Origin of the sequence: Citrobacter sedlakii (genome assembly GCF_018128425.1) — a bacterium.
GTDB lineage: Bacteria > Pseudomonadota > Gammaproteobacteria > Enterobacterales > Enterobacteriaceae > Citrobacter_A > Citrobacter_A sedlakii.
In genome coordinates, this window is the sequence record NZ_CP071070.1 from 3,767,308 (window position 1) to 3,792,505 (window position 25,198).

Below are 25,198 nucleotides of genomic sequence, written 5' to 3' on the forward strand. Positions count from 1 at the left end.
CATTACACTAACGGCGTTCTCAACGGGGTGCTGATAAACATACACAACGTCATTCAGGATGAGGTGTACAGGCTGAGAAAATACCCGTCGAACCTGATCCGGATAACGCCGGCGAAGGGATTTGAGGCTACCGCTCAAAATCCTTTGCCACCCATCTATTGAGGTGCAAAGTGCTTAAAAAATGTCTTCCCCTGCTGCTCCTGTGCGCAGCGCCCGTGTTCGCCAAACCTGTGCTTACCGTTTATACCTATGATTCGTTTGCCGCCGACTGGGGTCCCGGCCCGGCGGTCAAAAAAGCGTTCGAGGCTCACTGTGATTGCGAACTGAAATACGTGGCGCTGGAAGATGGCGTATCGCTGCTCAATCGCCTGCGTATGGAAGGGAAAAACAGCAAAGCCGACGTGGTGTTGGGGCTGGACAACAACCTGCTGGAAGCCGCCACGCAGACCGGGCTGTTCGCTAAAACACCGATCCATACCGATGCCGTAAACGTCCCTTTCACCTGGAATAACGACACGTTTATTCCTTACGATTACGGTTGGTTTGCCTTTGTCTATAACAAGACAACGCTAAAAAATCCGCCAAAAAGTTTGAAAGAGTTGGTAGAAAGTCCGGAAAAATGGCGTGTGATCTATGAAGATCCCCGCACCAGTACGCCGGGTCTTGGCCTGCTGCTGTGGATGCAGAAAGTGTATGGCGATAAAGCGCCGGAAGCCTGGCAAAAGCTGGCGGCGAAAACGGTCACCGTCACCAAAGGCTGGAGCGAAGCGTACGGTCTGTTCCTGAAGGGAGAAAGCGATTTGGTGCTGAGCTATACCACCTCTCCCGCGTATCACCTCATCGAAGAGAAAAAGGATAACTACGCGGCGGCAAATTTCAGCGAAGGGCATTACGTGCAGGTGGAAGTGGCGGCGCGCACCGTCGCCAGCAAGCAGCCTGAGCTGGCGACGACGTTCCTGCGCTTCATTCTCACGCCCGCCTTCCAGAGCGCCATCCCGACCGGCAACTGGATGTATCCGGTTACCACCACCCCACTGCCCGCCGGGTTTGAGACGTTAACCAAACCAACCACCACGCTGGAATTCACGCCAGCTGAAGTGGCAAACCACCGTCAGGCCTGGATTAGCGAATGGCAACGCGCCGTCAGCCGCTAATTCCCGGCTGGCTGCTGCCCGGTTTTAGCGCCGCCACGCTGATGCTGGCGGTCGCGCTGGCCGCATTTCTGGCGCTGTGGCTTAACGCGCCGCAGGGGGAATGGTCCTCGCTCTGGCAGGACAGTTATCTGTGGCACGTGGTGCGCTTTTCCTTCTGGCAGGCGTTTTTGTCAGCTGTGCTGTCGGTCTTCCCGGCGATATGGCTTGCCCGCGCGCTCTACCGGCGTCGTTTTCCCGGCCGTTTGGCGCTGCTGCGCCTGTGCGCGATGACCCTGATCCTCCCGGTGCTGGTGGCGGTATTTGGTATCCTTAGCGTCTATGGACGACAGGGTTGGCTGGCTTCGCTCTGGCAGACGTTCGGGCTGGAATGGACCTTCTCTCCTTACGGTTTGCAAGGTATCCTGCTGGCCCACGTTTTTTTCAATATGCCTATGGCAAGCCGACTTCTGCTGCAGTCGCTGGAAAATATTCCCGGCGAACAGCGTCAGCTCGCCGCCCAACTTGGTCTTCGCGGCTGGCATTTTTTTCGTTTCGTCGAGTGGCCGTGGTTGCGCCGTCAAATCCCGCCCGTCGCCGCCCTTATCTTTATGCTCTGTTTCGCCAGCTTTGCCACCGTGCTATCGCTCGGCGGCGGGCCACAGGCGACCACTATCGAGCTGGCGATTTATCAGGCGCTGAGCTATGACTACGATCCGGCGCGTGCGGCGATGCTAGCGTTGATCCAGATGGTCTGCTGCCTGGCGTTGGTGCTACTGAGCCAGCGCTTAAGTAAAGCCATCGTTCCCGGAACCACGCTGGTGCAGGGGTGGCGCGATCCGGACGACCGCCTGCACAGTCGGATTAGCGATACGCTGCTTATTCTCCTCGCGTTACTGTTATTACTGCCGCCGCTGCTGGCGGTGATTGTTGATGGCCTCAACCGCCATCTGTGGGACGTACTGGCGCAACCGATCCTGTGGCAGGCAATGTGGACCTCGCTGCGCATCGCCCTGGCGGCAGGCCTGCTGTGCGTGATCCTCACCATGATGCTCCTGTGGAGTAGCCGCGAACTGCGGGCCCGTCAGCATGTGCTGGCAGGGCAAACGCTGGAACTGAGCGGAATGCTGATCCTCGCCATGCCCGGCATTGTGCTGGCGACCGGTTTCTTTTTGCTGCTCAATAACAGCATTGGTCTGCCGGCGTCGGCGGACGGCATCGTGATCTTCACCAATGCGCTGATGGCGATCCCTTATGCGTTAAAGGTGCTGGAAAATCCCATGCGTGACGCCGCCTCCCGCTACTCAATGCTGTGCCAGTCGCTGGGGATTGAAGGCTGGCGGCGGCTCAAGGTTGTGGAGTTACGCGCTCTGAAACGCCCGCTTGCGCAGGCGCTGGCTTTCGCCTGTGTGCTTTCCATCGGTGATTTTGGCGTGGTGGCGCTGTTCGGTAATGACGATTTTCGGACGCTGCCGTTTTATCTGTACCAACAAATCGGCTCGTACCGCAGTCAGGACGGCGCCGTGACCGCACTGTTACTGCTGTTGCTGTGCTTTATGCTTTTTACCGCTATCGAGAAATTACCAGGACGACATGCTAAAACTGACTGATATAACCTGGCTTTATCATCATCTGCCAATGCGCTTTACGCTTTCCGTGGCCCGGGGCGAGCAGGTAGCCGTTCTGGGGCCTAGCGGGGCGGGGAAAAGTACGCTGCTGAACCTGATCGCCGGTTTTCTTACTCCTGCCAGCGGCACGTTGATGATTGAGGGCGACGATCATACCGCTACTCCCCCTTCTCGTCGTCCGGTGTCGATGCTATTTCAGGAAAATAACCTGTTCAGCCATTTGAACGTGCAGCAAAACATTGGGCTGGGGCTGGATCCGGGGTTGAAGCTCAGCGCCCTACAGCGCGAGAAACTGATGCATATCGCGCGGCAAATGGGCATCGACAACCTGATGCGCCGCCTGCCCGGCGAACTGTCCGGCGGTCAACGTCAGCGCGTTGCGCTGGCGCGCTGTCTGGTACGCGATCAGCCCGTGCTGCTCCTTGATGAGCCGTTTTCCGCTCTCGACCCCGCCCTGCGTCAGGAGATGCTGGCGTTAGTCAGCGATGTCTGTCACAACCGACAGTTAACGCTGCTGATGGTTTCACACAGTGTGGAGGACGCCGCCCGCATCGCCCCCCGCTCCGTTGTCGTGGCCGATGGGCGAATCGCCTGGCAAGGCAAAACCGATGAACTGGTCAGTGGGAAAGCCAGCGCCTCGGCATTGCTGGGAATTAAAGGGTGATGGTTGTCATGGACGCTTCGCTTTCCCGGCCTACAGTGAAACACATTTGTAGGCCAGATAACGCGCAGCCATCCTTCAGCCAGAATCAGACGCCGACCACCTTCAGCAGGATATCCACGTAGACTGGCATTAGCGGATGACGAATCAGCATCACCAGCGCAACAATCCCCAGCGCCAGCACGCCAGGCGCGAGCCACAGCAAACGCGCTTTCGGGAGAAATACAGTTAACCGGTCGGTTGCCGCCTTTCCACTTCGCCACAGGCGCCAACACAGCCAGCCGCCAACCCATAACAGGAGCGCCGTTGCCAGCAGCAGCCATTTAAACTCGCCGCTCTGCATTCCCGCAGGAATATCGATCGCCGCACCCGCCAGTATCCCCGGCAGAAAGTAAAACGGCGGCCAGAGCAGACAGCCGATGATATTGGGGGTGATAAATTTCGAGACCGGCAGATCCAGCATTCCCGCCACCATCGGCACCAGCGGACGCGTCGGCCCGACAAACCGTCCGACCAGGATCGTAAACATACTATGCTGATGCAGCGCGTGTTCGGTTTTATCCAGCAGCGCCTTGTTTTTCTTAAGGAATGACCAGCGATGCAGCGGCTTTTTAAAGCGCCATCCCAGCCAGAATGAGATCCAGTCGCCGAGCAGGCAACCCACAATCCCCGCCAGCCACGCGTGCCAGAAATTAAGCTCGCCGCTACCGATTAGCGCGCCCAGTCCGGCCATCAGTACGGTGCCGGGTAAAATCAGACCGACCAGCGCCAGCGATTCCAGAAAGGCCACCAACACCACGGCTATCAAAGCGTACATGGCGGACTGCAGAATGAAGTGTTCCAGAAATGCTTGCATAGTTCGTCCGTCAGTTTTACGAAACAGGGATTCTGCAAACCCCTCGCTGCTTCGTCAAGCCATCAATTGTCTGAATAGTTACAGCTTATGACACCTTCACTGACACATCATTCACTTTTTCCTCACATCCCGCGCGGAACTCACTCGGGCTGGCGCCGGTGCATTTTTTAAATACCCGGGAGAAATAAAGCTGGTCGTCAAAACCTACGTTACGTCCAACAGTGGCTATTGGCATACGCGTAGTGCTGAGCAGCAGTTTCGCCTGGCTGATACGCTGATCCTCGCGCCAGCTCAGCACGCTGATCCCCAACTGCTGGCGGAACAGATGCGAGAGACGCGACGGCGACAGGCAAACATGCTGGGCAACGCTGGCGATATCAAAATGGCTGTCGGCGAGATGGTCGCTAATATACTGGCAGGCGTCGCGCACGCGGTTGTCCATTGGCGGATGCAGCGAGGCGTTTATCGCCTCCATACGGCGTAACAGGAGCTGTTCCAGCAGGTTAATCGCCAACAGTTCGGAATAGCGTCCTTCCCCCTGCCCGGCGCTGATGATCTGACCGAACAGTTCATTGAAGTGTGGCTGATGGGCTTCGTCCGGGCGGAAAAAACCGGTCTGGGCGAAAATCGGCGGCCAGGCCAGCCATTCTTGCCAGTAGGCGCGCGGACGGAAGTAAACCCACTGGTGATACCACTGGCTGGCATCCGGGTGACGTCCATAGTGATGAATTTCTCCCGGTGGAAACAACAAAATATCGCCGGGGCGGCAAACAAACTGCTTCCCCTGATTATTAATCACGCCCTCTCCACGAATGGTGAGATTGAGAATATAGCCTTTCATCCCCAGCGGGCGATCGATAAAGAAATCGAGATAGCCGTTGGCGTCGATGGGCGTTAACCCCGCCACCAGATGCGCGTTAAACGAGTAGCCGGGCAGGAGGGGATCATTTTGCGGTTCAGCCATAATTTCACGACTCCCGAAGTTCGGTGAGGAAACAAATTGTCCATATTACGTAAAAGGGTGTTATCTGCGCCCTGCTTTGCCCTGGCGTTGTTGCTGACAGAGCATCAACTCCGCTTTTTCACAGCATTTTGTAACAAAACTGCGCGGTCAGAGCGATAAAATCTGATAACAAAAGTGTCTATAACTACGGCAGAAATGTCCACATTGAATATTTGCACGGCGTCACACTTTGCAATGCTATAGCATTTTTATCCATAAGATTAGCGGATCCTGCCTGACGGTTTTTATCCCCACTCACTACTGTTTCTCCATACCCGTATTTCTGGATGGAGTAAGACGATGGCGATTGCAATAGGCCTCGATTTTGGCAGTGATTCAGTGCGAGCGCTGGCGGTGGATTGCGCCACCGGCAGCGAAGTGGCAACCAGCGTTGAATGGTATCCCCGCTGGCAAGAAGGGCGCTACTGCGATGGCCCGAACAACCGGTTTCGCCATCATCCGCGTGACTACATCGAATCAATGGAAGCGGCGCTAAAAAGCGTTCTCGCTGAACTGAGCGCCGCGCAACGCGCAGAGGTGGTCGGAATTGGCGTCGACAGCACAGGTTCCACCCCTGCGCCGATTGACGCCGACGGCAACGTCCTGGCCCTACGTCCGGAGTTTGCTGAAAACCCAAACGCGATGTTCGTTCTGTGGAAGGACCACACCGCGGTGGAAGAGGCGGAGGCCATTACCCGTCTGTGCCATACGCCGGGCAAAGCGGACTATTCCCGTTATATCGGCGGTATTTATTCCAGCGAATGGTTCTGGGCGAAAATCCTCCACGTCACCCGCGAGGACAGTGCCGTCGCACAGGCCGCCGTGTCGTGGATAGAGCTTTGCGACTGGGTGCCCGCCCTGCTTTCTGGCACTACCCGTCCGCAGGATATCCGCCGCGGGCGCTGTAGCGCCGGACATAAATCGCTGTGGCATGAAAGCTGGGGCGGCCTGCCGCCCGCCAGCTTCTTTGACGAGCTTGATCCCCTCATTAACCAGCATTTGCCCTACCCGTTATTCAGCGAAACCTTCACAGCCGATCTGCCGGTTGGCACGCTGTGCGCGGAATGGGCGCAGCGTCTCGGCCTGCCGCAGAGCGTGGTGATCTCCGGCGGCGCGTTCGATTGCCATATGGGCGCTGTGGGCGCAGGCGCGCAGCCGAACGCGCTGGTAAAAGTGATCGGCACGTCAACCTGCGACATTCTGATTGCCGATAAGCAAAGCGTGGGCGATCGCGCGGTGAAAGGGATCTGTGGTCAGGTTGACGGCAGCGTCGTCCCTAATTTCATCGGGCTCGAAGCCGGACAGTCCGCCTTTGGCGATATCTATGCCTGGTTTGGCCGCATTCTCGGCTGGCCGCTTGAGCAGCTTGCCGCCCAGCATCCTGAGCTAAAAACGCAGATCAAAGCCAGCCAGAAGCAACTGCTGCCCGCGCTCACCGAAGCGTGGGCCAACAATCCTTCGCTCGATCACCTGCCGGTGGTACTCGACTGGTTCAATGGACGCCGTACGCCAAACGCCAATCAGCGTCTGAAAGGGGTCATTAGCGACCTGAATCTGGCGACGGACGCCCCGGCGCTGTTCGGCGGTCTGATTGCCGCCACCGCCTTCGGCGCGCGCGCCATTATGGAGTGCTTCACTGAACAAGGCATTGCGGTGAATAACGTCATGGCGCTGGGCGGTATCGCCCGTAAAAACAAGGTCATTATGCAGGCCTGCTGCGACGTCCTGAATCGCCCGTTGCAGATCGTCGCCTCCAATCAGTGCTGCGCGCTGGGCGCGGCGATCTTTGCCGCCGTGGCGGCAAAGGTGCATGCCGACATCCCTGCCGCTCAACAAAAGATGGCGAGTGCGGTGGAAAACACGCTGCAACCCCGCCCTGAACAGGCGCAGCGCTTCGAACAGCTTTATCGCCGCTACCAGCAGTGGGCGGTGAGCGCCGAGCAACATTATCTTCCGACTGCCGCCCCGGTCATCAACGCACCGGCTCACCAGGCAACCCTGACTCATTAAGGACACGACAATGACAATTTTTGATAACTATGAAGTGTGGTTTGTAATCGGTAGCCAGCACCTTTACGGGCCAGAAACGCTGCGCCAGGTCACTCAGCACGCCGAACACGTCGTTAATGCTTTGAACAGCGAAGCCAAACTGCCGTGCAAACTGGTATTAAAGCCGCTGGGCACCACGCCGGATGAGATCACCGCCATTTGCCGCGATGCAAATTACGACGATCGCTGCGCGGGTTTGGTGGTCTGGCTGCATACGTTCTCTCCTGCGAAAATGTGGATCAACGGACTGACGACGCTTAATAAGCCGCTGCTTCAGTTCCACACTCAGTTCAACGCCGCCCTGCCGTGGGACAGTATTGATATGGACTTTATGAACCTGAACCAGACCGCACACGGCGGTCGCGAGTTCGGTTTCATCGGCGCGCGTATGCGTCAGCAGCATGCCGTAGTCACCGGTCACTGGCAGGATAAGACGGCACAGGATCGTATCGGCTCGTGGATGCGTCACGCGGTCTCAAAACAGGATACGCGTCATCTGAAGGTCTGCCGTTTCGGCGATAACATGCGCGAAGTGGCGGTCACTGACGGCGATAAGGTCGCCGCACAGATCAAGTTCGGCTTCTCGGTGAATACCTGGGCGGTGGGCGATCTGGTGCAGGTGGTTAATTCCATCAGCGACGGCGATATCAACGCGCTGATCGACGAGTATGAAAGCCGCTACACCCTGACGCCTGTAACGCAGATCCACGGCGAAAAACGGCAGAACGTGCTGGAAGCGGCGCGGATTGAGCTGGGAATGAAGCGTTTCCTCGAACAGGGCGGCTTTCACGCGTTTACCACCACTTTTGAAGATTTGCACGGCCTGAAACAGCTCCCGGGACTGGCCGTACAGCGTCTGATGCAGCAGGGCTACGGCTTCGCTGGCGAAGGCGACTGGAAAACCGCCGCTCTGCTTCGCATCATGAAGGTGATGTCAACCGGTCTGCAGGGCGGCACCTCATTTATGGAGGACTACACCTACCACTTCGAGAAAGGCAACGATCTGGTGCTTGGCTCGCACATGCTGGAAGTGTGTCCGACCATCGCGGTGGAAGAAAAACCGATCCTCGACGTGCAGCATCTCGGCATTGGCGGTAAAGACGATCCCGCGCGTCTGATCTTCAACACCCAAACCGGTCCGGCGATTGTCGCCAGCCTGATCGACCTGGGCGATCGCTACCGCCTGCTGGTGAACTGCATCGACACCGTCAAAACGCCGCACTCGCTGCCGAAACTGCCGGTCGCCAATGCGCTGTGGAAAGCGCAGCCGGACCTGCCTACCGCCTCTGAAGCGTGGATCCTGGCGGGCGGCGCCCACCATACCGTCTTCAGCCACGCGCTGGATCTGAACGATATGCGCCAGTTTGCTGAAATGCACGATATCGAAATCGCCGTTATTGATAACGAAACCCGCCTGCCCGCCTTTAAAGACGCGCTGCGCTGGAATGAAGTGTATTACGGATTCAAACGTTAACCAGGTAATTGCCTGATACGCCTCACTTATCCGGCCTGATCAAGGTGTAGGCCGGATAAGGCGTTTACGCCGCCATCAGGCAAGGAGACAAACATGTTAGACGATCTTAAACGCCAGGTGCTGGAAGCGAATCTGGCTTTGCCGCAGCATAATCTGGTGACGCTCACCTGGGGGAATGTCAGCGCCGTTGACCGCGAGCGCGGCGTGTTCATCATCAAACCGTCCGGCGTTGAATACAACGCGATGACCGCCGGGGATATGGTGGTGGTCAGCCTTGCGACAGGTGAAGTCGTGGAAGGAACGAAAAAACCGTCTTCCGATACCCCCACACACCGCCTGTTGTATCAGGCTTTTCCATCAATTGGCGGTATCGTACACACGCATTCCCGCCACGCAACCATCTGGGCACAGGCCGGACAGCCGATCCCTGCCACCGGTACCACCCACGCCGACTATTTCTACGGTACGATCCCCTGCACGCGTAAAATGACCGATGCGGAAATTAACGGCGAGTATGAATGGGAAACCGGCAATGTGATCGTGGAAACCTTCGAAAAACAGGGCATTGATGCCGCCCAGATGCCGGGCGTACTGGTACATTCTCACGGCCCCTTCGCCTGGGGTAAGAATGCTGAAGATGCGGTGCATAATGCCATAGTGTTGGAAGAGGTCGCCTACATGGGGATTTTCTGTCGCCAGCTTGCCCCGCAGCTACCCGATATGCAACAAACCCTGCTTGATAAACATTATCTGCGCAAGCATGGCGCAAAAGCCTATTACGGCCAGTAACACGCCGTTGCGCGTCCGGACAGAGACGCGCAACTTATTTATTCGGGAAGATATTCGGCGAATCGACTTTTGAATAAACAATTATTCGCGCTGATATATTCTATTGCATTATCAAAATAACCGCGTAATTCCTCCCCTTCCAGAGTATGAAAAAAAACGTAATCCGCGATCGTTGACTGCCACCGTTGCCCGTGTAAAAAATAATTAATCACCGTATCGCGATGGCCATTTCGACGATCGTGACCTTGCCAATGGAAAAACGCATTTCCATCTTCAATAGTTTCAGTACGCCAAATCTGCCCTGTCCATGTTTTATACTCAATATATTTACTGACGGTGTTCACCGACGGCCTTGAAACCAGTGTATTTACAAAAACATAGTTATGATAATTATTCTGATGTATTCGAGTAAATTCATTCATATACCCACTCCATGAAAAAGAAAACGCCCGTTCCCTAAGCTGAACAATAATCATCTACTTAAAACAAAATGATAACAGAGAGATATTCCCGACGAAATCGAACCGCATCCTTTTTATTCAGCAATAGATAAATTTAAATATATATTATATTTTATCGATAGGTTACCCAAATATATATTATATTCAGTCAAAGCAATCGGGCGTTTCAAAAGAAAGTTTTACACTTACGTTTAATGAAAACAAATAAAAATTGCTAAATTTTGCTATTCCGAGAAACAAGTAACAAAATCAAACAGGCACTAATCCGAATTATATATAATGTCCTCATTCAGACTTTATAAAGGTTGCATTCGTTAATTACTGTACAAAATAACAGTATTCTTTTTCAAACCAGGTTATACTGAAGACACATAAGTGAACAGGTATACAGCGTGGCGCAGGCAGGTTTTATTTTAACCCGACACTGGCGGGATACGTCGCAGGGAACAGAGGTCTCATTCTGGCTGGCTACAGACAGCGGACCTTTGCAGGTGACGCTTGCCCCTCAGGAATCCGTCGCCTTTTTCCCTGAACAGCAGACGCCACGGGTAAAATCACTTCTGGCCGCCGAAAACGGCTATCGCCTGGCGCCGCTTCGTCTCAGAGATTTTCATCGCCAACCGGTGTCTGGTCTTTACTGCCGTTCGCACCGACAGCTAATGCGTCTGGAAAAGCTGCTGCGGGAAAATGGCGTCACGGTGTACGAAGGCGATGTGCGTCCGCCAGAGCGTTACCTGATGGAACGGTTTATCACCTCCCCGGTGTGGGTAGAAGGCGAAGCGCGTCACGGCGCAATCGTCAATGCGCGGCTCAAGCCGCATCCTGACTATCGTCCGCCGCTGAAATGGCTCTCACTGGATATCGAAACCACCCGCCACGGCGAACTGTATTGTATTGGCCTGGAAGGCTGCGGCCAGCGCACCGTGTATATGCTTGGCCCGGCGAACGGCGACGCTTCCACGCTCGACTTCCAGCTTGAGTACGTCGCCAGCCGCCCACTGCTTCTGGAAAAGTTGAATGAATGGATTGCCCGCTATGACCCGGACGTTATCATCGGCTGGAATGTCGTGCAGTTCGATCTGCGCATGCTGCAAAAGCACGCCGAGCGCTACCGCGTTCCGCTGCGCTTTGGCCGCGACAACAGCGAACTGGAATGGCGCGAGCACGGGTTTAAAAATGGCGTATTCTTCGCTCAGGCCAGAGGTCGACTCATTATCGATGGCATAGAAGCGCTGAAGTCAGCCTTCTGGAACTTCTCGTCATTTTCCCTTGAGGCCGTCTCGCAGGAATTACTCGGCGAAGGCAAGTCGATTGATAACCCGTGGGATCGTATGGATGAAATCGACCGCCGGTTCGCTGAAGACAAACCCGCGCTCGCCACCTACAACCTGAAAGACTGCGAGCTGGTCACCCGGATCTTCCATAAAACCGAGATTATGCCGTTTCTGTTGGAACGCGCCACGGTCAATGGTTTACCTGCCGATCGCCACGGCGGTTCGGTCGCTGCCTTTGGACACCTCTATTTCCCGCGAATGCATCGGGCAGGTTATGTTGCGCCCAATCTCGGCGAGGTTCCCCCGCACGCCAGTCCAGGCGGCTACGTGATGGATTCACGCCCCGGTTTGTACGACTCTGTGCTGGTGCTGGATTACAAAAGCCTGTATCCGTCAATTATCCGCACCTTTTTGATCGACCCGGTGGGTCTGGTCGAAGGGATGGCGCACCCGGATCCCGCGCACAGCACCGAAGGTTTCCTTGATGCCTGGTTTTCACGGGAAAAACACTGTCTGCCAGAGATCGTGACAACGATCTGGCAAGGTCGCGACGAAGCCAAACGTCAGGGGAATAAACCGCTTTCCCAGGCGCTCAAAATCATTATGAATGCCTTTTACGGCGTACTCGGCACCACCGCCTGTCGATTCTTCGATCCCCGGCTGGCCTCGTCAATTACCATGCGTGGTCATGCGATCATGCGCCAGACCAAAGCGCTGATTGAAGCGCAAGGTTATGATGTGATCTATGGCGACACAGACTCCACGTTTGTCTGGCTGAAACGCGCCCACAGTGAAGCAGACGCGGCGGAAATTGGCCGCTCGCTGGTTGATCACGTCAACGCCTGGTGGAAGCAGGAACTGCAACGGCAAAACCTCAACAGCGCGCTTGAGCTGGAGTACGAGACGCATTTTTGCCGCTTTTTGATGCCGACCATTCGCGGTGCGGATACCGGCAGTAAAAAGCGCTATGCCGGGCTTATCCAGGAAGGCGATGCGCAACGGATGGTCTTTAAAGGGCTGGAGACCGTACGTACCGACTGGACGCCGCTCGCGCAGCAGTTCCAGCAGGATCTGTATCTGCGAATTTTCCGTCATGAACCCTATCAGGACTACGTGCGGGAGACGATCGCTAAACTGATGGCCGGTGAGCTTGACGATCGGCTGGTTTACCGCAAGCAGCTGCGTCGTCCGCTAAGCGAATACCAGCGCAACGTTCCGCCGCATGTCCGCGCGGCGCGGCTGGCGGATGAAGAAAACCTGAAGCGGGGTCGTCCAGCGCAATACCAGAACCGTGGCACCATAAAGTACGTCTGGACGATTAACGGCCCGGAGCCGCACGATTACCAACGTTCGCCGCTGGATTACGAGCATTACCTGACGCGCCAGCTGCAGCCCGTCGCTGAAGGTATCCTGCCTTTCATCGACGATAATTTTGCTACACTACTGACAGGACAATTAGGGTTATTTTGACGCGTGACGAATCCGCCGCCATCCATTACCATAGCGCCCTTTCCATTCCTGGACCCAAATAATCTTGCTGCCCACTTAGCGACTATCCCGGTAGGCGCCAGGCATGGCGGCAGGGTCGTTATACTCACCATAATTCGAGTGACGGGCTGGCGACGACGCCGCAAATCCGCAGACGCTTCCTGAGGGTAAGTGACGGGAGTGAGCGAGTCGCGCCAACGCATCTGCAGCCTGAAGTATGTCGAGTATTGCCTGCAATTAAAGATATAGAGCCGAACAAAATATGCCTTTTACACTTGGTCAACGCTGGATCAGCGATACAGAAAGCGAACTGGGACTTGGAACCGTTGTCGCCATGGATGCGCGTACCGTCACCCTGCTTTTCCCTTCTACCGGCGAAAACCGTTTGTATGCGCGCAGTGACTCCCCTGTAACCCGCGTGATGTTCAACCCTGGCGATACCATTACCAGCCACGAAGGCTGGCAGCTGCAAATCGATGAAGTAAAAGAAGAAAACGGTTTGCTCGCCTACATTGGCACCCGTCTGGACACCGAAGAAAGCGGCGTAATGCTGCGCGAAGTCCTGCTGGACAGCAAACTGGTGTTCAGTAAACCCCAGGATCGCCTGTTTGCCGGACAAATCGATCGCATGGACCGCTTTGCGTTGCGCTACCGCGCGCGTAAATTTCAGAGCGAGCAGTACCGCATGCCGTGGAGCGGCCTGCGCGGCCAGCGTACCAGCCTGATTCCACACCAGCTAAACATCGCCCATGACGTGGGTCGCCGCCATGCGCCACGCGTTCTGCTGGCGGATGAAGTCGGTTTAGGCAAAACCATTGAAGCCGGCATGATCCTTCATCAACAACTGCTGTCCGGCGCGGCGGAGCGCGTACTTATTATCGTTCCCGAAACCTTACAGCATCAGTGGCTGGTTGAAATGCTGCGCCGTTTCAACCTGCGCTTCGCCCTGTTCGATGATGAGCGTTACGCCGAAGCGCAGCACGACGCTTACAACCCGTTTGAAACGGAACAGTTAGTGATCTGCTCGCTTGATTTCGCCCGCCGTAACAAACAGCGCCTGGAGCATCTGTGCGACGCCGAATGGGATCTCATGGTCGTTGACGAAGCGCACCATCTGGTCTGGAGCGAAGACGCGCCAAGCCGCGAGTATCTGGCGATTGAGCAACTTGCAGAACGCGTGCCTGGCGTTCTGCTGCTGACCGCCACCCCGGAGCAACTGGGGATGGAAAGCCACTTTGCCCGTTTACGTTTACTCGATCCGAGCCGCTTCCACGACTTCGCCCAATTTGTCGAAGAACAGAAGAACTACCGCCCGGTCGCCGACGCCGTCGCCATGCTGCTGGCAGGTAACAAACTCAGCAATGACGAACTGAATATGTTGGGCGAGCTTATCGGCGAGCAGGATATTGAGCCGCTGCTGCAAACGGCAAACAGCGACCGCGACGGCGCGCAAAGTGCCCGACAGGAACTGGTCTCTATGCTGATGGACCGCCACGGCACCAGCCGCGTCCTGTTCCGTAACACCCGTAACGGCGTGAAAGGCTTTCCGAAACGCGAACTGCATACCATTAAGTTGCCGCTGCCGACGCAGTATCAGACGGCGATTAAAGTGTCCGGCATCATGGGCGCCCGCAAAAACGCGGAAGACAGAGCGCGCGACATGCTGTATCCGGAACAAATTTATCAGGAGTTTGAAGGCGATACCGGCACCTGGTGGAACTTCGACCCGCGCGTAGAATGGCTGATGGGCTATCTGACCAGCCATCGCTCGCAAAAAGTACTGGTCATCTGCGCCAAAGCGACCACCGCGCTGCAACTGGAACAGGTGCTGCGTGAACGCGAAGGCATCCGCGCCGCCGTGTTCCACGAAGGCATGTCGATTATTGAACGCGACCGCGCCGCCGCCTGGTTTGGCGAAGAAGACAGCGGCGCCCAGGTGCTGCTGTGCTCTGAAATCGGTTCTGAAGGTCGTAACTTCCAGTTTGCCAGCAACCTGGTGATGTTTGATCTACCGTTTAACCCGGACCTGCTGGAACAGCGTATTGGTCGTCTCGACCGTATTGGTCAGGCCCATGATATTCAGATCCACGTGCCTTTCCTGGAAAAAACCGCCCAGTCGGTGCTGGTACGCTGGTATCACGAAGGACTGGACGCGTTTGAACATACCTGCCCGACCGGTCGCGCCATTTACGATGCGGTCTACAACAACCTGATTGGTTACCTGGCGGCGCCGGAAGAGACGGACGGATTCGACGATCTGATCAAAACCTGTCGCGAGCAGCATGAGGCGCTAAAAGCACAGCTGGAACAGGGGCGCGACCGCCTGCTGGAGATCCATTCCAACGGTGGCGAGAAAGCGCAGCAACTTGCCGAAAGCATTGAAGAACAGGATGACGACACCAGTCTGATCGCCTTTGCCATGAACCTGTTTGATATCGTCGGCATTAACCAGGACGATCGCGGCGAAAACCTGATTGTGTTGACGCCGTCCGACCATATGCTGGTGCCGGACTTCCCGGGCCTGCCGGAAGATGGCTGCACCATCACCTTTGAACGTGATGTGGCGCTATCGCGGGAAGACGCGCAGTTTATTACCTGGGAGCATCCGCTGATTCGTAACGGCCTGGATCTGATCCTCTCCGGCGATACCGGCAGCAGCACCATTTCGCTGCTGAAGAACAAGGCGCTGCCGGTCGGCACGCTGTTGCTGGAACTGGTATACGTCGTCGAGGCGCAGGCACCGAAGCAGCTTCAGCTTAACCGCTTCCTGCCGCCGACGCCGGTGCGCCTGTTGCTGGATAAAAACGGTAATAACCTGGCCGCGCAGGTGGAGTTCGAAACCTTTAACCGTCAGTTGAGCGCCGTTAACCGTCACACCGGCAGCAAACTGGTTAATGCGGTGCAGCAGGATGTGCATGCGATTCTGCAACAGGGCGAAGCGCAGGTTGAGAAATCTGCCCGTGCGCTGATTGACGCCGCGCGTCATGAAGCTGATGAAAAACTGTCGGCAGAGCTTTCGCGTCTGGAAGCGCTGCGCGCCGTCAATCCAAACATCCGCGACGATGAGCTGGCGGCGATTGAGAGCAACCGTCAGCAGGTGCTGGAAAGCCTGAACCAGGCCGGATGGCGACTTGATGCGTTACGTCTGATTGTCGTTACGCATCAGTAACGGAGCTGAAGATGGGAATGGAGAACTACAATCCGCCGCAGGATCCCTGGCTGGTGATTCTGTACCAGGATGAACACATTATGGTGGTCAACAAGCCGAGCGGCTTGTTGTCCGTGCCGGGGCGTCTTGACGAGCATAAAGACAGCATCATGACGCGCATCCAGCGCGACTATCCACAGGCAGAGTCGGTGCACCGACTGGATATGGCCACCAGCGGCGTGATTGTCGTTGCGTTAACCAAAGCGGCGGAACGTGAACTGAAGCGCCAGTTTCGCGAGCGCGAGCCAAAAAAACAGTACGTCGCGCGGGTGTGGGGACATCCTCAGCCCGCCGAGGGGCTGATTGATCTACCGCTTATTTGCGACTGGCCAAACCGGCCAAAGCAGAAGGTCTGCTACGAGACCGGTAAAGCGGCGCAAACCGGGTATGAAGTGGTGGACTATGCGGCGGATAACAGCGCCCGCGTGGTGCTCAAACCCATCACCGGACGCTCGCATCAGCTTCGTGTCCATATGCTGGCGCTCGGTCATCCGATCCTCGGCGATCGCTTTTACGCCACCCCGGAAGCGCTGGCAATGGCGCCGCGACTGCTGTTGCACGCCGAAACGCTCACCATTACCCATCCCGCTTACGGCAACAGCATGACGTTTAAAGCGCCTGCCGATTTTTAACTTTGTTTACCGGATGGCGCTGCGCCATCCGGTAAACGACTCACTTAAATCCTTTCTGGTCTTTGATTAATTCATATGCTTTCTGAATTTCCTGCGCTTTCTGCTTCGCCATCTCCATCATTTCTGGCGGTAACCCCTTAGCGACCAGTTTGTCCGGGTGATGTTCGCTCATGAGCTTACGGTAGGCGCGTTTGATGGTGGTTGCATCATCAGAGGGCTTCACCCCCAGCACGTTACAGGCGTCCTCCAGCGTCGGACCGCGCTGCGTCTGCTGCCAGCCACCGCCGGATTGCTGCTGGTAACCACCGCCAAACTGCGCGCCGCCCTGCATCATACGCAGGAATTGCTCAAACTGAACGCGGGAAATGCCCAGCTCTTCGGCAATCACATACAGCACTTCGCGTTCGTTCGGGTGCAGCGAACCGTCGGCAAATGCCGCCTGGATTTGAATCTCCAGAAACATACGAATCAGGTCGAAACGACCAAAACAGACGCTACGAAACTGACGCATTTTTTCACGCAGTGGGTAATTGTCTGATTTTCCGACGCGGAACGCGTTTTGCGCCGCAGATCGCGATTCGCCATGTAAATTCATTCGATCCATAAGCACATTTGCCACATGGATATCCGCTTCGGTCACCCGTCCTTTTGATTTCGTTAAGTGCCCCATCACCTCAAAGGTCGTGGCAAAAAACAGCGCCTGACGCTCACGCTGGTTGGCAAACCACGCCATTTTTCGGCTGCGGGCTTTGTCAAACATATGGCCGATTAACAGCCCGAGAACCACGCCCCAGAAGCCGCCGCCCATCATCAGAGCCACGGCCACGCCAATAATTTTTCCCCAGTACTGCATAAACTCCCCAATTTGTCTCACGCCTGGTGAGGTTATGTCCCGCAAAATAAGCCGCTTTTTACCGTTTCACGGCAACGGTCAATTGTGGGACATCGCCTATAATTTGCATTATCATACCTGTCATTCAAAGCCGTGACTAACACCACAGACGCTATCCCGGCAGGATTAACACTAGCACTACGAACATGAGTAAGTTAGGCTGTGGCGGTTTGTCACGCGCGACGCTACTGATGATGGAACAATAAAATACAACGTATGAAAAAACGTATTCCCACCCTCCTGGCCACCATGATTGCCACCGCCCTGTACAGTCAGCAGGGTCTGGCAGCCAGCCTCGCCTCACAATGTATGTTGGGCGTGCCAAGCTATGACCGTCCTCTGGTACAGGGCGAGACGAATGAACTCCCTGTCACCATTAATGCCGATCATGCGAAAGGAAATTATCCCGATGACGCGGTGTTTAGCGGCAATGTGGACATCATGCAGGGCAACAGCCGTCTGCAGGCCGATGAGGTGCAGTTGCATCAGAAAGCCGCGCCAGGCCAGCCTGAGCCAGTACGCACCGTCGATGCGCTCGGTAACGTCCATTACGACGACAACCAGGTGATCCTCAAAGGGCCGAAGGGCTGGGCAAACCTGAACACAAAAGATACCAACGTCTGGGAAGGTGATTACCAGATGGTGGGCCGTCAGGGCCGCGGTAAAGCCGACCTGATGAAACAGCGCGGTGAAAACCGCTATACCATCCTTGAGAACGGCAGCTTCACCTCCTGTCTGCCGGGTTCTGATACCTGGAGCGTGGTCGGTAGCGAAGTGATCCACGACCGTGAAGAACAGGTTGCGGAAATCTGGAACGCCCGCTTTAAAGTGGGTCCGGTTCCGATTTTTTACAGCCCGTACCTGCAATTGCCGGTGGGGGATAAGCGTCGCTCAGGTTTCCTGATCCCGAACGCGAAGTACACGTCGAAAAACTATTTCGAGTTCTATCTTCCTTATTACTGGAACATCGCGCCAAATATGGACGCGACCATCACGCCGCACTACATGCACCGTCGCGGCGGGATAATGTGGGAGAACGAATTCCGCTATCTGACGCAAGCGGGCGCTGGCCTGATGGAGTTCGACTATCTGAACTCTGACAAGGTCTACGAGGACGAATATCCGCAGGATGATAACTCACGCCGCTGGCTGTTTTACTGGCAACACGCCGGGGTGATGGATCAGGTGTGGCGCTTCAATATCGACTACACCAAGGTCAGCGATCCTACCTACTTTAACGATTTCGATAACAAATACGGTTCCAGTACCGACGGTTACGCCACGCAGAAATTCAGCGTCGGTTACGCGGTGCAGAACTTTGATGCTACCGTGTCGACCAAGCAGTTCCAGGTTTTCGATACACAAAACAGCGACAGCTATTCTGCGCAACCGCAGTTAGACGTTAACTATTACCATAACGATCTGGGTCCCTTCGATACGCGTATTTATGGTCAGGCGGTGCATTTTGTGAACACCAACGACAACATGCCGGAAGCGACACGTTTGCACCTGGAGCCAACCATCAATCTGCCGCTGTCAAACAAGTGGGGAAGCCTCAACACCGAAGCGAAACTGATGGCGACGCACTACCAGCAAAAGAACCTCGAGAATTATCCGCAATATGATGATTCGGTGAACCGCGTTATGCCGCAGTTCAAGGTTGACGGCAAAATGGTATTCGAACGTGATATGAACATGCTCACCCCGGGATACACCCAGACGCTGGAGCCGCGCGCACAGTATCTGTACGTGCCGTATCGCGATCAGAGCAAAATTTACAACTACGACTCCTCTTTGCTGCAGTCTGACTATACCGGTCTGTTCCGCGATCGCACCTATGGCGGCCTGGACCGTATCGCCTCGGCGAATCAGGTCACGACCGGCGTCACATCCCGTGTATATGATGACGCGGCGGTTGAACGTTTTAACGTTTCTGTTGGTCAAATCTACTATTTCACCGAGTCTCGCACCGGCGATGACAACATTAAGTGGGAGAATGACGACCAAACCGGCTCTCTGGTATGGGCAGGCGACACATACTGGCGTATTTCTGAGCGCTGGGGACTGCGTGGCGGTATTCAGTACGATACCCGTCTGGACAGCGTCGCGACCAGCAGTTCCAGTATCGAATACCGTCGCGACGAAGACCGCCTGATACAGTTGAACTACCGTTACGCCAGCCCGGAATATATTCAGGCGACGTTACCGAGAGACAGTGAGGATAAGCGCTGGGAATCTGCGCAGTACAAAAACGGTATCAACCAGGTGGGCGCTGTCGCCAGTTGGCCGATCGCCGACCGCTGGTCTGTCGTTGGCGCTTACTACTACGATACCAACGTGAATAAACCTGCCGACCAGATGTTGGGTCTGCAATATAACTCCTGCTGTTACGCGATCCGCGTCGGTTACGAGCGTAAGCTGAACGGCTGGGAAAACGAAAAAGAACACGCGGTATATGACAATATCATTGGATTCAACATCGAACTTCGCGGTCTGAGCTCCAATTACGGTCTCGGCACGAAAGAGATGCTGCGCTCCAACATATTGCCGTATCAAAGCACTCTGTAATAGATTGATTTACCACGTAATCCGCAGTGCGGTTAATTGAAATGGAAAAAGTATGAAGAACTGGAAAACGCTGCTTCTCGGTATCGCCATGATCGCGAATACCAGTTTCGCTGCCCCGCAGGTGGTCGATAAAGTCGCAGCCGTTGTAAATAACGGTGTGGTGCTGGAAAGCGACGTTGATGGCTTAATGCAGTCTGTCAAACTGAACGCGAGTCAGGCCGGTCAACAGCTTCCGGACGACGCCACGCTGCGTCACCAGATCCTGGAACGTCTGATTATGGACCAGATCGTCCTGCAGGTGGGTCAGAAGATGGGCGTAAAAATCTCTGATGAGCAGCTTGATCAGGCGATTGCCAATATCGCCAAACAGAACAACATGACGCTGGATCAAATGCGTAGCCGCCTGGCCTACGACGGGTTGAACTATTCGACCTACCGTAACCAGATCCGTAAAGAGATGATCATTTCTGAAGTGCGCAACAACGAAGTGCGCCGTCGTGTCACTATTCTGCCGCAGGAAGTCGAGGCGCTGGCGCAGCAGGTGGGCAACCAGAACGATGCTAACACCGAGCTGAACCTCAGCCACATCCTGATCCCGCTGCCGGAAAATCCGACCTCTGACCAGGTGAATGAAGCGGAAGCGCAGGCGCGCTCGATTGTCGATCAGGCGCGTAACGGCAATGACTTCGGTAAACTGGCGATCACCTACTCTGCTGACCAGCAGGCGCTGAAAGGCGGCCAGATGGGCTGGGGTCGTATTCAGGAACTGCCAGGCATTTTCGCTCAGGCGCTGAGCACTGCGAAGAAAGGCGACGTGGTTGGCCCGATTCGCTCCGGGGTAGGTTTCCACATCCTGAAAGTGAACGATATGCGTGGTCAGAACCAGAGCATTTCGGTGACCGAAGTTCATGCCCGTCACATTCTGCTGAAGCCGTCGCCAATCATGACCGATCAGCAGGCTCGCCAGAAACTTGAGCAGATTGCGGCAGACATTAAGAGCGGGAAAACCACCTTTGCCGCCGCAGCGAAAGAGTTCTCCCAGGATCCGGGTTCCGCCAACCAGGGCGGCGATTTGGGCTGGGCTGCGGCAGATATTTTCGATCCGGCCTTCCGCGATGCGTTAACCCGTCTGAACAAAGGCCAGATGAGCACGCCGGTACACTCTTCCTTCGGCTGGCATCTGATCGAACTGCTGGACACGCGTAACGTCGATAAAACCGACGCCGCGCAAAAAGATCGCGCTTACCGCATGCTGATGAACCGTAAGTTCTCGGAAGAAGCGGCAACCTGGATGCAGGAACAGCGCGCCAGCGCCTACGTTAAAATCCTGAGCAATTAATGACGGTTGCTCAACGCGTTGTCATTACTCCCGGCGAACCCGCCGGGATCGGCCCGGATCTGGTGGTTCAACTGGCGCAACGCGACTGGCCGGTTGAACTGGTCGTTTGCGCCGACGCCGCGATGTTAACAGACCGGGCAAACCAGCTCGGTCTACCGCTTTCCCTCCTCCCTTATTCTCCCGATACGCCAGCCAAAGCTCAGACCGCCGGTACGCTGACACTGCTGCCGGTGGCGCTGCGCGCGCCGGTCATCGCAGGACAGCTCACCGTGGAAAACGGTGAATATGTCGTGCAGACGTTGGCGCGCGCCTGTGACGGCTGCCTGGAGGGAGAATTCGCCGCGCTGATTACCGGCCCGGTGCACAAGGGCGTTATTAACGATGCGGGCATCCCGTTTACCGGGCACACCGAGTTTTTTGAAGCACGTTCGCAGACACAAAAAGTCGTGATGATGCTGGCCACTGAAGCGCTGCGCGTCGCGCTGGCAACCACGCATTTGCCGCTTCGCGACGTCGCCGATGCCATTACGCCTGCGCTGCTTCATGAAGTGATCGGCATTTTGCATCACGATTTACGCACCAAATTCGGTGTCGCCGAGCCGCGGATCCTGGTCTGTGGCCTGAATCCACATGCCGGTGAAGGCGGCCACATGGGAACCGAAGAGATCGACACGATCGTTCCGGTGCTGGATACGCTGCGCGCTCAGGGGATGAAACTGACCGGCCCGTTGCCCGCAGATACGCTGTTTCAGCCGAAATATCTGCAACATGCGGACGCGGTGCTGGCAATGTACCACGATCAGGGTCTCCCCGTGCTAAAATACCAGGGATTTGGCCGCGGGGTGAATATCACGCTGGGCCTGCCCTTTATCCGTACGTCGGTAGACCACGGCACAGCCCTTGAACTGGCGGGCCGGGGTGATGCTGACGTCGGCAGTTTTATTACGGCGCTTAATCTCGCCATCAAAATGATTGTTAATACCCAATGAATAATCGAGTCCATCAGGGCCACTTAGCCCGTAAACGCTTCGGGCAAAACTTTCTCAACGATCAGTTTGTGATCGACAGCATTGTTTCCGCCATCAACCCGCAAAAGGGTCAGGCGATGGTTGAAATCGGCCCCGGTCTGGCCGCGCTGACGGAGCCGGTTGGCGAACGTCTTGACCAACTGACGGTTATTGAACTTGACCGCGATCTGGCAGCGCGTCTGCAAACCCATCCGTTTCTGGGGCCAAAGCTGACCATTTATCAGCAGGATGCCATGACGATGAACTTCGGCGAACTGGCGGAGAAAATGGGCCAACCGCTGCGCGTGTTCGGCAACCTGCCGTATAACATCTCCACGCCGCTGATGTTCCACCTGTTTAGCTATACTGATGCCATTGCCGATATGCACTTTATGTTGCAGAAGGAAGTGGTCAATCGTCTGGTTGCAGGACCCAACAGTAAAGCGTATGGTCGATTAAGCGTCATGGCGCAGTATTACTGCAACGTGATCCCGGTGCTTGAAGTGCCGCCGTCCGCCTTCACGCCGCCGCCTAAAGTCGATTCCGCCGTGGTGCGCCTGGTGCCGCATGCGACGATGCCGTATCCGGTCAACGATATTCGCGTGTTAAGCCGCATCACCACCGAAGCGTTTAACCAGCGCCGTAAAACGATTCGCAACAGCCTCGGCAATCTGTTCAGCGTCGAGGTTCTGACGGAGCTGGGCGTCGACCCGGCGATGCGAGCGGAAAATATCTCTGTCGCGCAGTATTGCAAGATGGCGAACTATCTGGCCGAAAACGCGCCGTCGAAGGAGAGCTAAGCATGATCAATTCGCCCCGAGTGTGTGTTCAGGTACAAAGCGTCTATATTGAGGCGCAATCTTCACCTGATGATGAACGTTACGTTTTTGCCTATACCGTAACCATCCGCAATCTGGGGCGAGCGCCAGTGCAGCTATTGGGACGCTACTGGTTAATTACCAATGGTCATGGCCGTGAAACCGAAGTCCAGGGAGAAGGCGTGGTGGGCGTTCAGCCGCACATTGATCCTGGCGAAGAATACCAGTACACCAGCGGTGCGGTGATTGAAACGCCGCTGGGCACTATGCAGGGTCATTACGAGATGATTGATGAGAACGGCGTCGCCTTTACCATCGATATTCCTGTTTTCCGACTCGCCGTTCCAACACTCATTCACTAAAACAATAGCTATGGCAACATACCTTATTGGCGACGTTCACGGTTGCTACGATGAACTGATCGCATTGTTAGACCAGGTAAAATTTACCCCCGAATCCGATACCCTCTGGCTTACCGGTGATTTAGTCGCTCGCGGCCCCGGCTCGCTGGACGTGCTGCGCTATGTGAAGTCACTCGGCGACTGCGTGCGCCTGGTGCTGGGCAATCACGACCTTCATCTGTTGGCGGTGTTTGCCGGAATAAGCCGTAACAAACCCAAAGATCGGTTAGGCCCCCTGCTGGAAGCGCCCGACGCTGACGAACTGCTAAACTGGCTGCGCCGCCAGCCGCTGTTACAGATCGACGAAGAGAAAAAGCTGGTAATGGCCCATGCGGGGATTACGCCGCAGTGGGATCTGCAGACGGCGAAAGAGTGCGCGCGCGATGTCGAAGCCGTGCTGTCGAGCGACTCTTATCCTTTCTTCCTTGATGCGATGTACGGCGACATGCCGAATAACTGGTCGCCAGCGCTAACAGGACTGGCGCGTCTGCGTTTTATCACTAACGCCTTTACCCGTATGCGGTATTGCTTCCCGAACGGTCAACTGGACATGTACAGCAAAGAGTCACCCGAAGACGCGCCCGCGCCGCTAAAGCCGTGGTTCGCCATTCCCGGTCCGGTAAGTGAGGAATACAGCATCGCCTTTGGGCATTGGGCCTCGCTGGAAGGCAAAGGTACGCCGGAAGGGATTTATGCGCTGGATACCGGCTGCTGCTGGGGCGGAGAGTTGACCTGTCTGCGCTGGGAAGACAAGCGTTATTTTGTCCAGCCGTCGAATCGTCAGATGGATATGGGCGAAGGCGAAGCGGTCAACGCCTGACGATGCGTGCCGGATGGCGTTGCGCTTATCCGGCCCACACGAGATTGACCGGTCGCAGACAACCCTCCGGCATAAAGCGGATTAACGACGCTCCAGGATCTCGAAGCAATAGCTGTGAGAGTTCTGTGCATCGGCATCGTGAAATTCGCTGAACACCGATTCCCAGTCGTCCGGATCGTAATCCGGGAAGTGCGTGTCCCCTTCCACCTCCGCGTCGATATGCGTCAGGTACAGCTTGTCCGCTTTCGGCAGGAACTGCTCATACACGCGTCCACCGCCAATCACCATAATCTCTGGCGCATCGCCGCAGGCAACCAGCGCGTCATCAACGGATTTTACCCACTGAACGCGGTCGTCTGTTCCCGGCTGGCTGCTGATGACTATATTTTTACGTCCCGGCAGCGGACGTCCGATGGATTCCCAGGTATGGCGTCCCATCACAACAGGCTTATTTAAGGTATTGCGTTTAAACCAGGCGAGATCGGCAGGCAGATTCCACGGCATGGCGTTCTCCATGCCAATAACGCGATCTACCGCTAACGCAGCAATCAGACTGATCATTTATTCATTCCCGGATACAAAAAAATTGTCGCCACTATACGTAAAGAGCAATCTTTCGTCGACTGACGAAAAGAGGAAGAACACGAAAATTTTCCGTTCTGCTGGCGAGTCCACGTCTTGCGGGTGGACTCGCTGCATT

Annotated in this window: 20 protein-coding genes and 1 riboswitch; of the genes, 15 read left to right on the forward strand and 5 right to left on the reverse strand. The window is 55.7% G+C overall.

Features of this window, described 5'->3' with window-relative positions; all coding sequences use genetic code 11:
* Positions 1-13: 13 nt before the first annotated feature.
* Positions 14-138: riboswitch (TPP riboswitch) on the forward strand.
* Between the two features lie 32 nt (positions 139-170).
* From thiB to thiQ, 3 genes are read left to right on the forward strand one after another with little or no spacing between them, the layout of a single operon-like run.
* Complete coding sequence (thiB, locus tag JY391_RS17990; RefSeq protein WP_181821985.1) at positions 171-1,154, forward strand: thiamine ABC transporter substrate binding subunit; 984 nt, start codon at positions 171-173, stop codon at positions 1,152-1,154.
* Positions 1,130-2,740 carry a thiamine/thiamine pyrophosphate ABC transporter permease ThiP gene (thiP, locus tag JY391_RS17995; protein WP_211934769.1) on the forward strand — a complete coding sequence of 537 codons (1,611 nt, stop codon included), beginning with the start codon at positions 1,130-1,132 and terminating at the stop codon, positions 2,738-2,740. Before thiB ends, thiP begins: the two co-directional genes overlap by 25 nt.
* The gene (gene thiQ / locus JY391_RS18000) at positions 2,724-3,422 is read left to right on the forward strand and encodes a thiamine ABC transporter ATP-binding protein ThiQ (protein WP_042290102.1); all 699 of its coding nucleotides are present in this window, start codon (positions 2,724-2,726) and stop codon (positions 3,420-3,422) included. Before thiP ends, thiQ begins: the two co-directional genes overlap by 17 nt.
* Before the next feature lie 85 nt (positions 3,423-3,507).
* Here the strand turns inward: thiQ and JY391_RS18005 are convergent, their stop codons facing one another.
* Entirely contained in the window at positions 3,508-4,275 is a 768-nt protein-coding gene (locus JY391_RS18005; protein WP_060570740.1) for a DedA family protein, read from the reverse strand.
* Positions 4,276-4,360: 85 nt separating this feature from the next.
* Positions 4,361-5,239, reverse strand: a complete 879-nt coding sequence (gene araC / locus JY391_RS18010; RefSeq protein WP_042290107.1) for an arabinose operon transcriptional regulator AraC — start codon at positions 5,237-5,239, stop codon at positions 4,361-4,363.
* 339 nt (positions 5,240-5,578) lie between these two features.
* Between araC and araB the strand changes: the two genes are divergently transcribed.
* The 3 genes from araB (at position 5,579) to araD (ending at position 9,590) form a co-directional block, all read left to right on the forward strand.
* A complete protein-coding gene (araB, locus tag JY391_RS18015; RefSeq protein ID WP_211934770.1) occupies positions 5,579-7,288 on the forward strand; it encodes a ribulokinase in 1,710 nt (569 codons plus the stop codon).
* Positions 7,289-7,298: 10 nt separating this feature from the next.
* Positions 7,299-8,801, forward strand: a complete 1,503-nt coding sequence (araA, locus tag JY391_RS18020) for an L-arabinose isomerase (protein WP_211934771.1) — start codon at positions 7,299-7,301, stop codon at positions 8,799-8,801.
* 93 nt (positions 8,802-8,894) lie between these two features.
* Positions 8,895-9,590 (forward strand): L-ribulose-5-phosphate 4-epimerase, encoded by a 696-nt coding sequence (araD, locus tag JY391_RS18025; protein WP_181821988.1) that lies wholly within the window; start codon positions 8,895-8,897, stop codon positions 9,588-9,590.
* A 38-nt stretch (positions 9,591-9,628) separates the two neighbouring features.
* On the opposite strand, the gene JY391_RS18030 is transcribed toward araD, so the two are convergent.
* Positions 9,629-10,012 (reverse strand): DUF4751 family protein, encoded by a 384-nt coding sequence (locus tag JY391_RS18030; protein WP_211934772.1) that lies wholly within the window; start codon positions 10,010-10,012, stop codon positions 9,629-9,631.
* A gap of 431 nt (positions 10,013-10,443) precedes the next feature.
* On the opposite strand from JY391_RS18030, the gene polB reads away from it, so the two are divergent.
* The 3 genes from polB to rluA all read left to right on the forward strand — a co-directional run bounded on the left by polB (position 10,444) and on the right by rluA (position 16,653).
* Positions 10,444-12,795 (forward strand): DNA polymerase II, encoded by a 2,352-nt coding sequence (gene polB / locus JY391_RS18035; RefSeq protein ID WP_211934773.1) that lies wholly within the window; start codon positions 10,444-10,446, stop codon positions 12,793-12,795.
* Positions 12,796-13,075: 280 nt separating this feature from the next.
* Positions 13,076-15,982 carry an RNA polymerase-associated protein RapA gene (gene rapA, locus JY391_RS18040; RefSeq protein ID WP_042290124.1) on the forward strand — a complete coding sequence of 969 codons (2,907 nt, stop codon included), beginning with the start codon at positions 13,076-13,078 and terminating at the stop codon, positions 15,980-15,982.
* A gap of 11 nt (positions 15,983-15,993) precedes the next feature.
* A complete protein-coding gene (rluA, locus tag JY391_RS18045; protein WP_042290127.1) occupies positions 15,994-16,653 on the forward strand; it encodes a bifunctional tRNA pseudouridine(32) synthase/23S rRNA pseudouridine(746) synthase RluA in 660 nt (219 codons plus the stop codon).
* A gap of 40 nt (positions 16,654-16,693) precedes the next feature.
* Here rluA and djlA read toward each other — a convergent pair whose 3' ends face one another.
* Positions 16,694-17,506, reverse strand: a complete 813-nt coding sequence (gene djlA, locus JY391_RS18050; protein ID WP_042290130.1) for a co-chaperone DjlA — start codon at positions 17,504-17,506, stop codon at positions 16,694-16,696.
* Between the two features lie 255 nt (positions 17,507-17,761).
* Here djlA and lptD point away from each other — a divergent pair, with 255 nt between their 5' ends.
* The 6 genes from lptD to apaH are packed head-to-tail and all read left to right on the forward strand — an operon-like array spanning position 17,762 to position 24,498.
* On the forward strand, positions 17,762-20,113 hold the full coding sequence (lptD, locus tag JY391_RS18055) for an LPS assembly protein LptD (RefSeq protein WP_211934774.1): 2,352 nt from the start codon (positions 17,762-17,764) through the stop codon (positions 20,111-20,113).
* 52 nt (positions 20,114-20,165) lie between these two features.
* A complete protein-coding gene (gene surA / locus JY391_RS18060) occupies positions 20,166-21,452 on the forward strand; it encodes a peptidylprolyl isomerase SurA (protein WP_211934775.1) in 1,287 nt (428 codons plus the stop codon).
* A complete protein-coding gene (gene pdxA / locus JY391_RS18065; RefSeq protein ID WP_042290137.1) occupies positions 21,452-22,441 on the forward strand; it encodes a 4-hydroxythreonine-4-phosphate dehydrogenase PdxA in 990 nt (329 codons plus the stop codon). Before surA ends, pdxA begins: the two co-directional genes overlap by 1 nt.
* Positions 22,438-23,259 (forward strand): 16S rRNA (adenine(1518)-N(6)/adenine(1519)-N(6))-dimethyltransferase RsmA, encoded by an 822-nt coding sequence (gene rsmA, locus JY391_RS18070; protein ID WP_042290139.1) that lies wholly within the window; start codon positions 22,438-22,440, stop codon positions 23,257-23,259. Before pdxA ends, rsmA begins: the two co-directional genes overlap by 4 nt.
* 2 nt (positions 23,260-23,261) lie before the next feature.
* Positions 23,262-23,639, forward strand: coding sequence for a Co2+/Mg2+ efflux facilitator ApaG/CorD (apaG, locus tag JY391_RS18075; protein ID WP_042290141.1), 378 nt, complete (start codon positions 23,262-23,264; stop codon positions 23,637-23,639).
* 10 nt (positions 23,640-23,649) lie between these two features.
* Positions 23,650-24,498 carry a bis(5'-nucleosyl)-tetraphosphatase (symmetrical) ApaH gene (apaH, locus tag JY391_RS18080; RefSeq protein WP_042290143.1) on the forward strand — a complete coding sequence of 283 codons (849 nt, stop codon included), beginning with the start codon at positions 23,650-23,652 and terminating at the stop codon, positions 24,496-24,498.
* 81 nt (positions 24,499-24,579) lie between these two features.
* Here the strand turns inward: apaH and folA are convergent, their stop codons facing one another.
* Positions 24,580-25,059: a type 3 dihydrofolate reductase gene (gene folA, locus JY391_RS18085; protein ID WP_181821993.1), complete on the reverse strand. Its 480-nt coding sequence runs from the start codon at positions 25,057-25,059 to the stop codon at positions 24,580-24,582.
* Between the last annotated feature and the right edge of the window lie 139 nt (positions 25,060-25,198).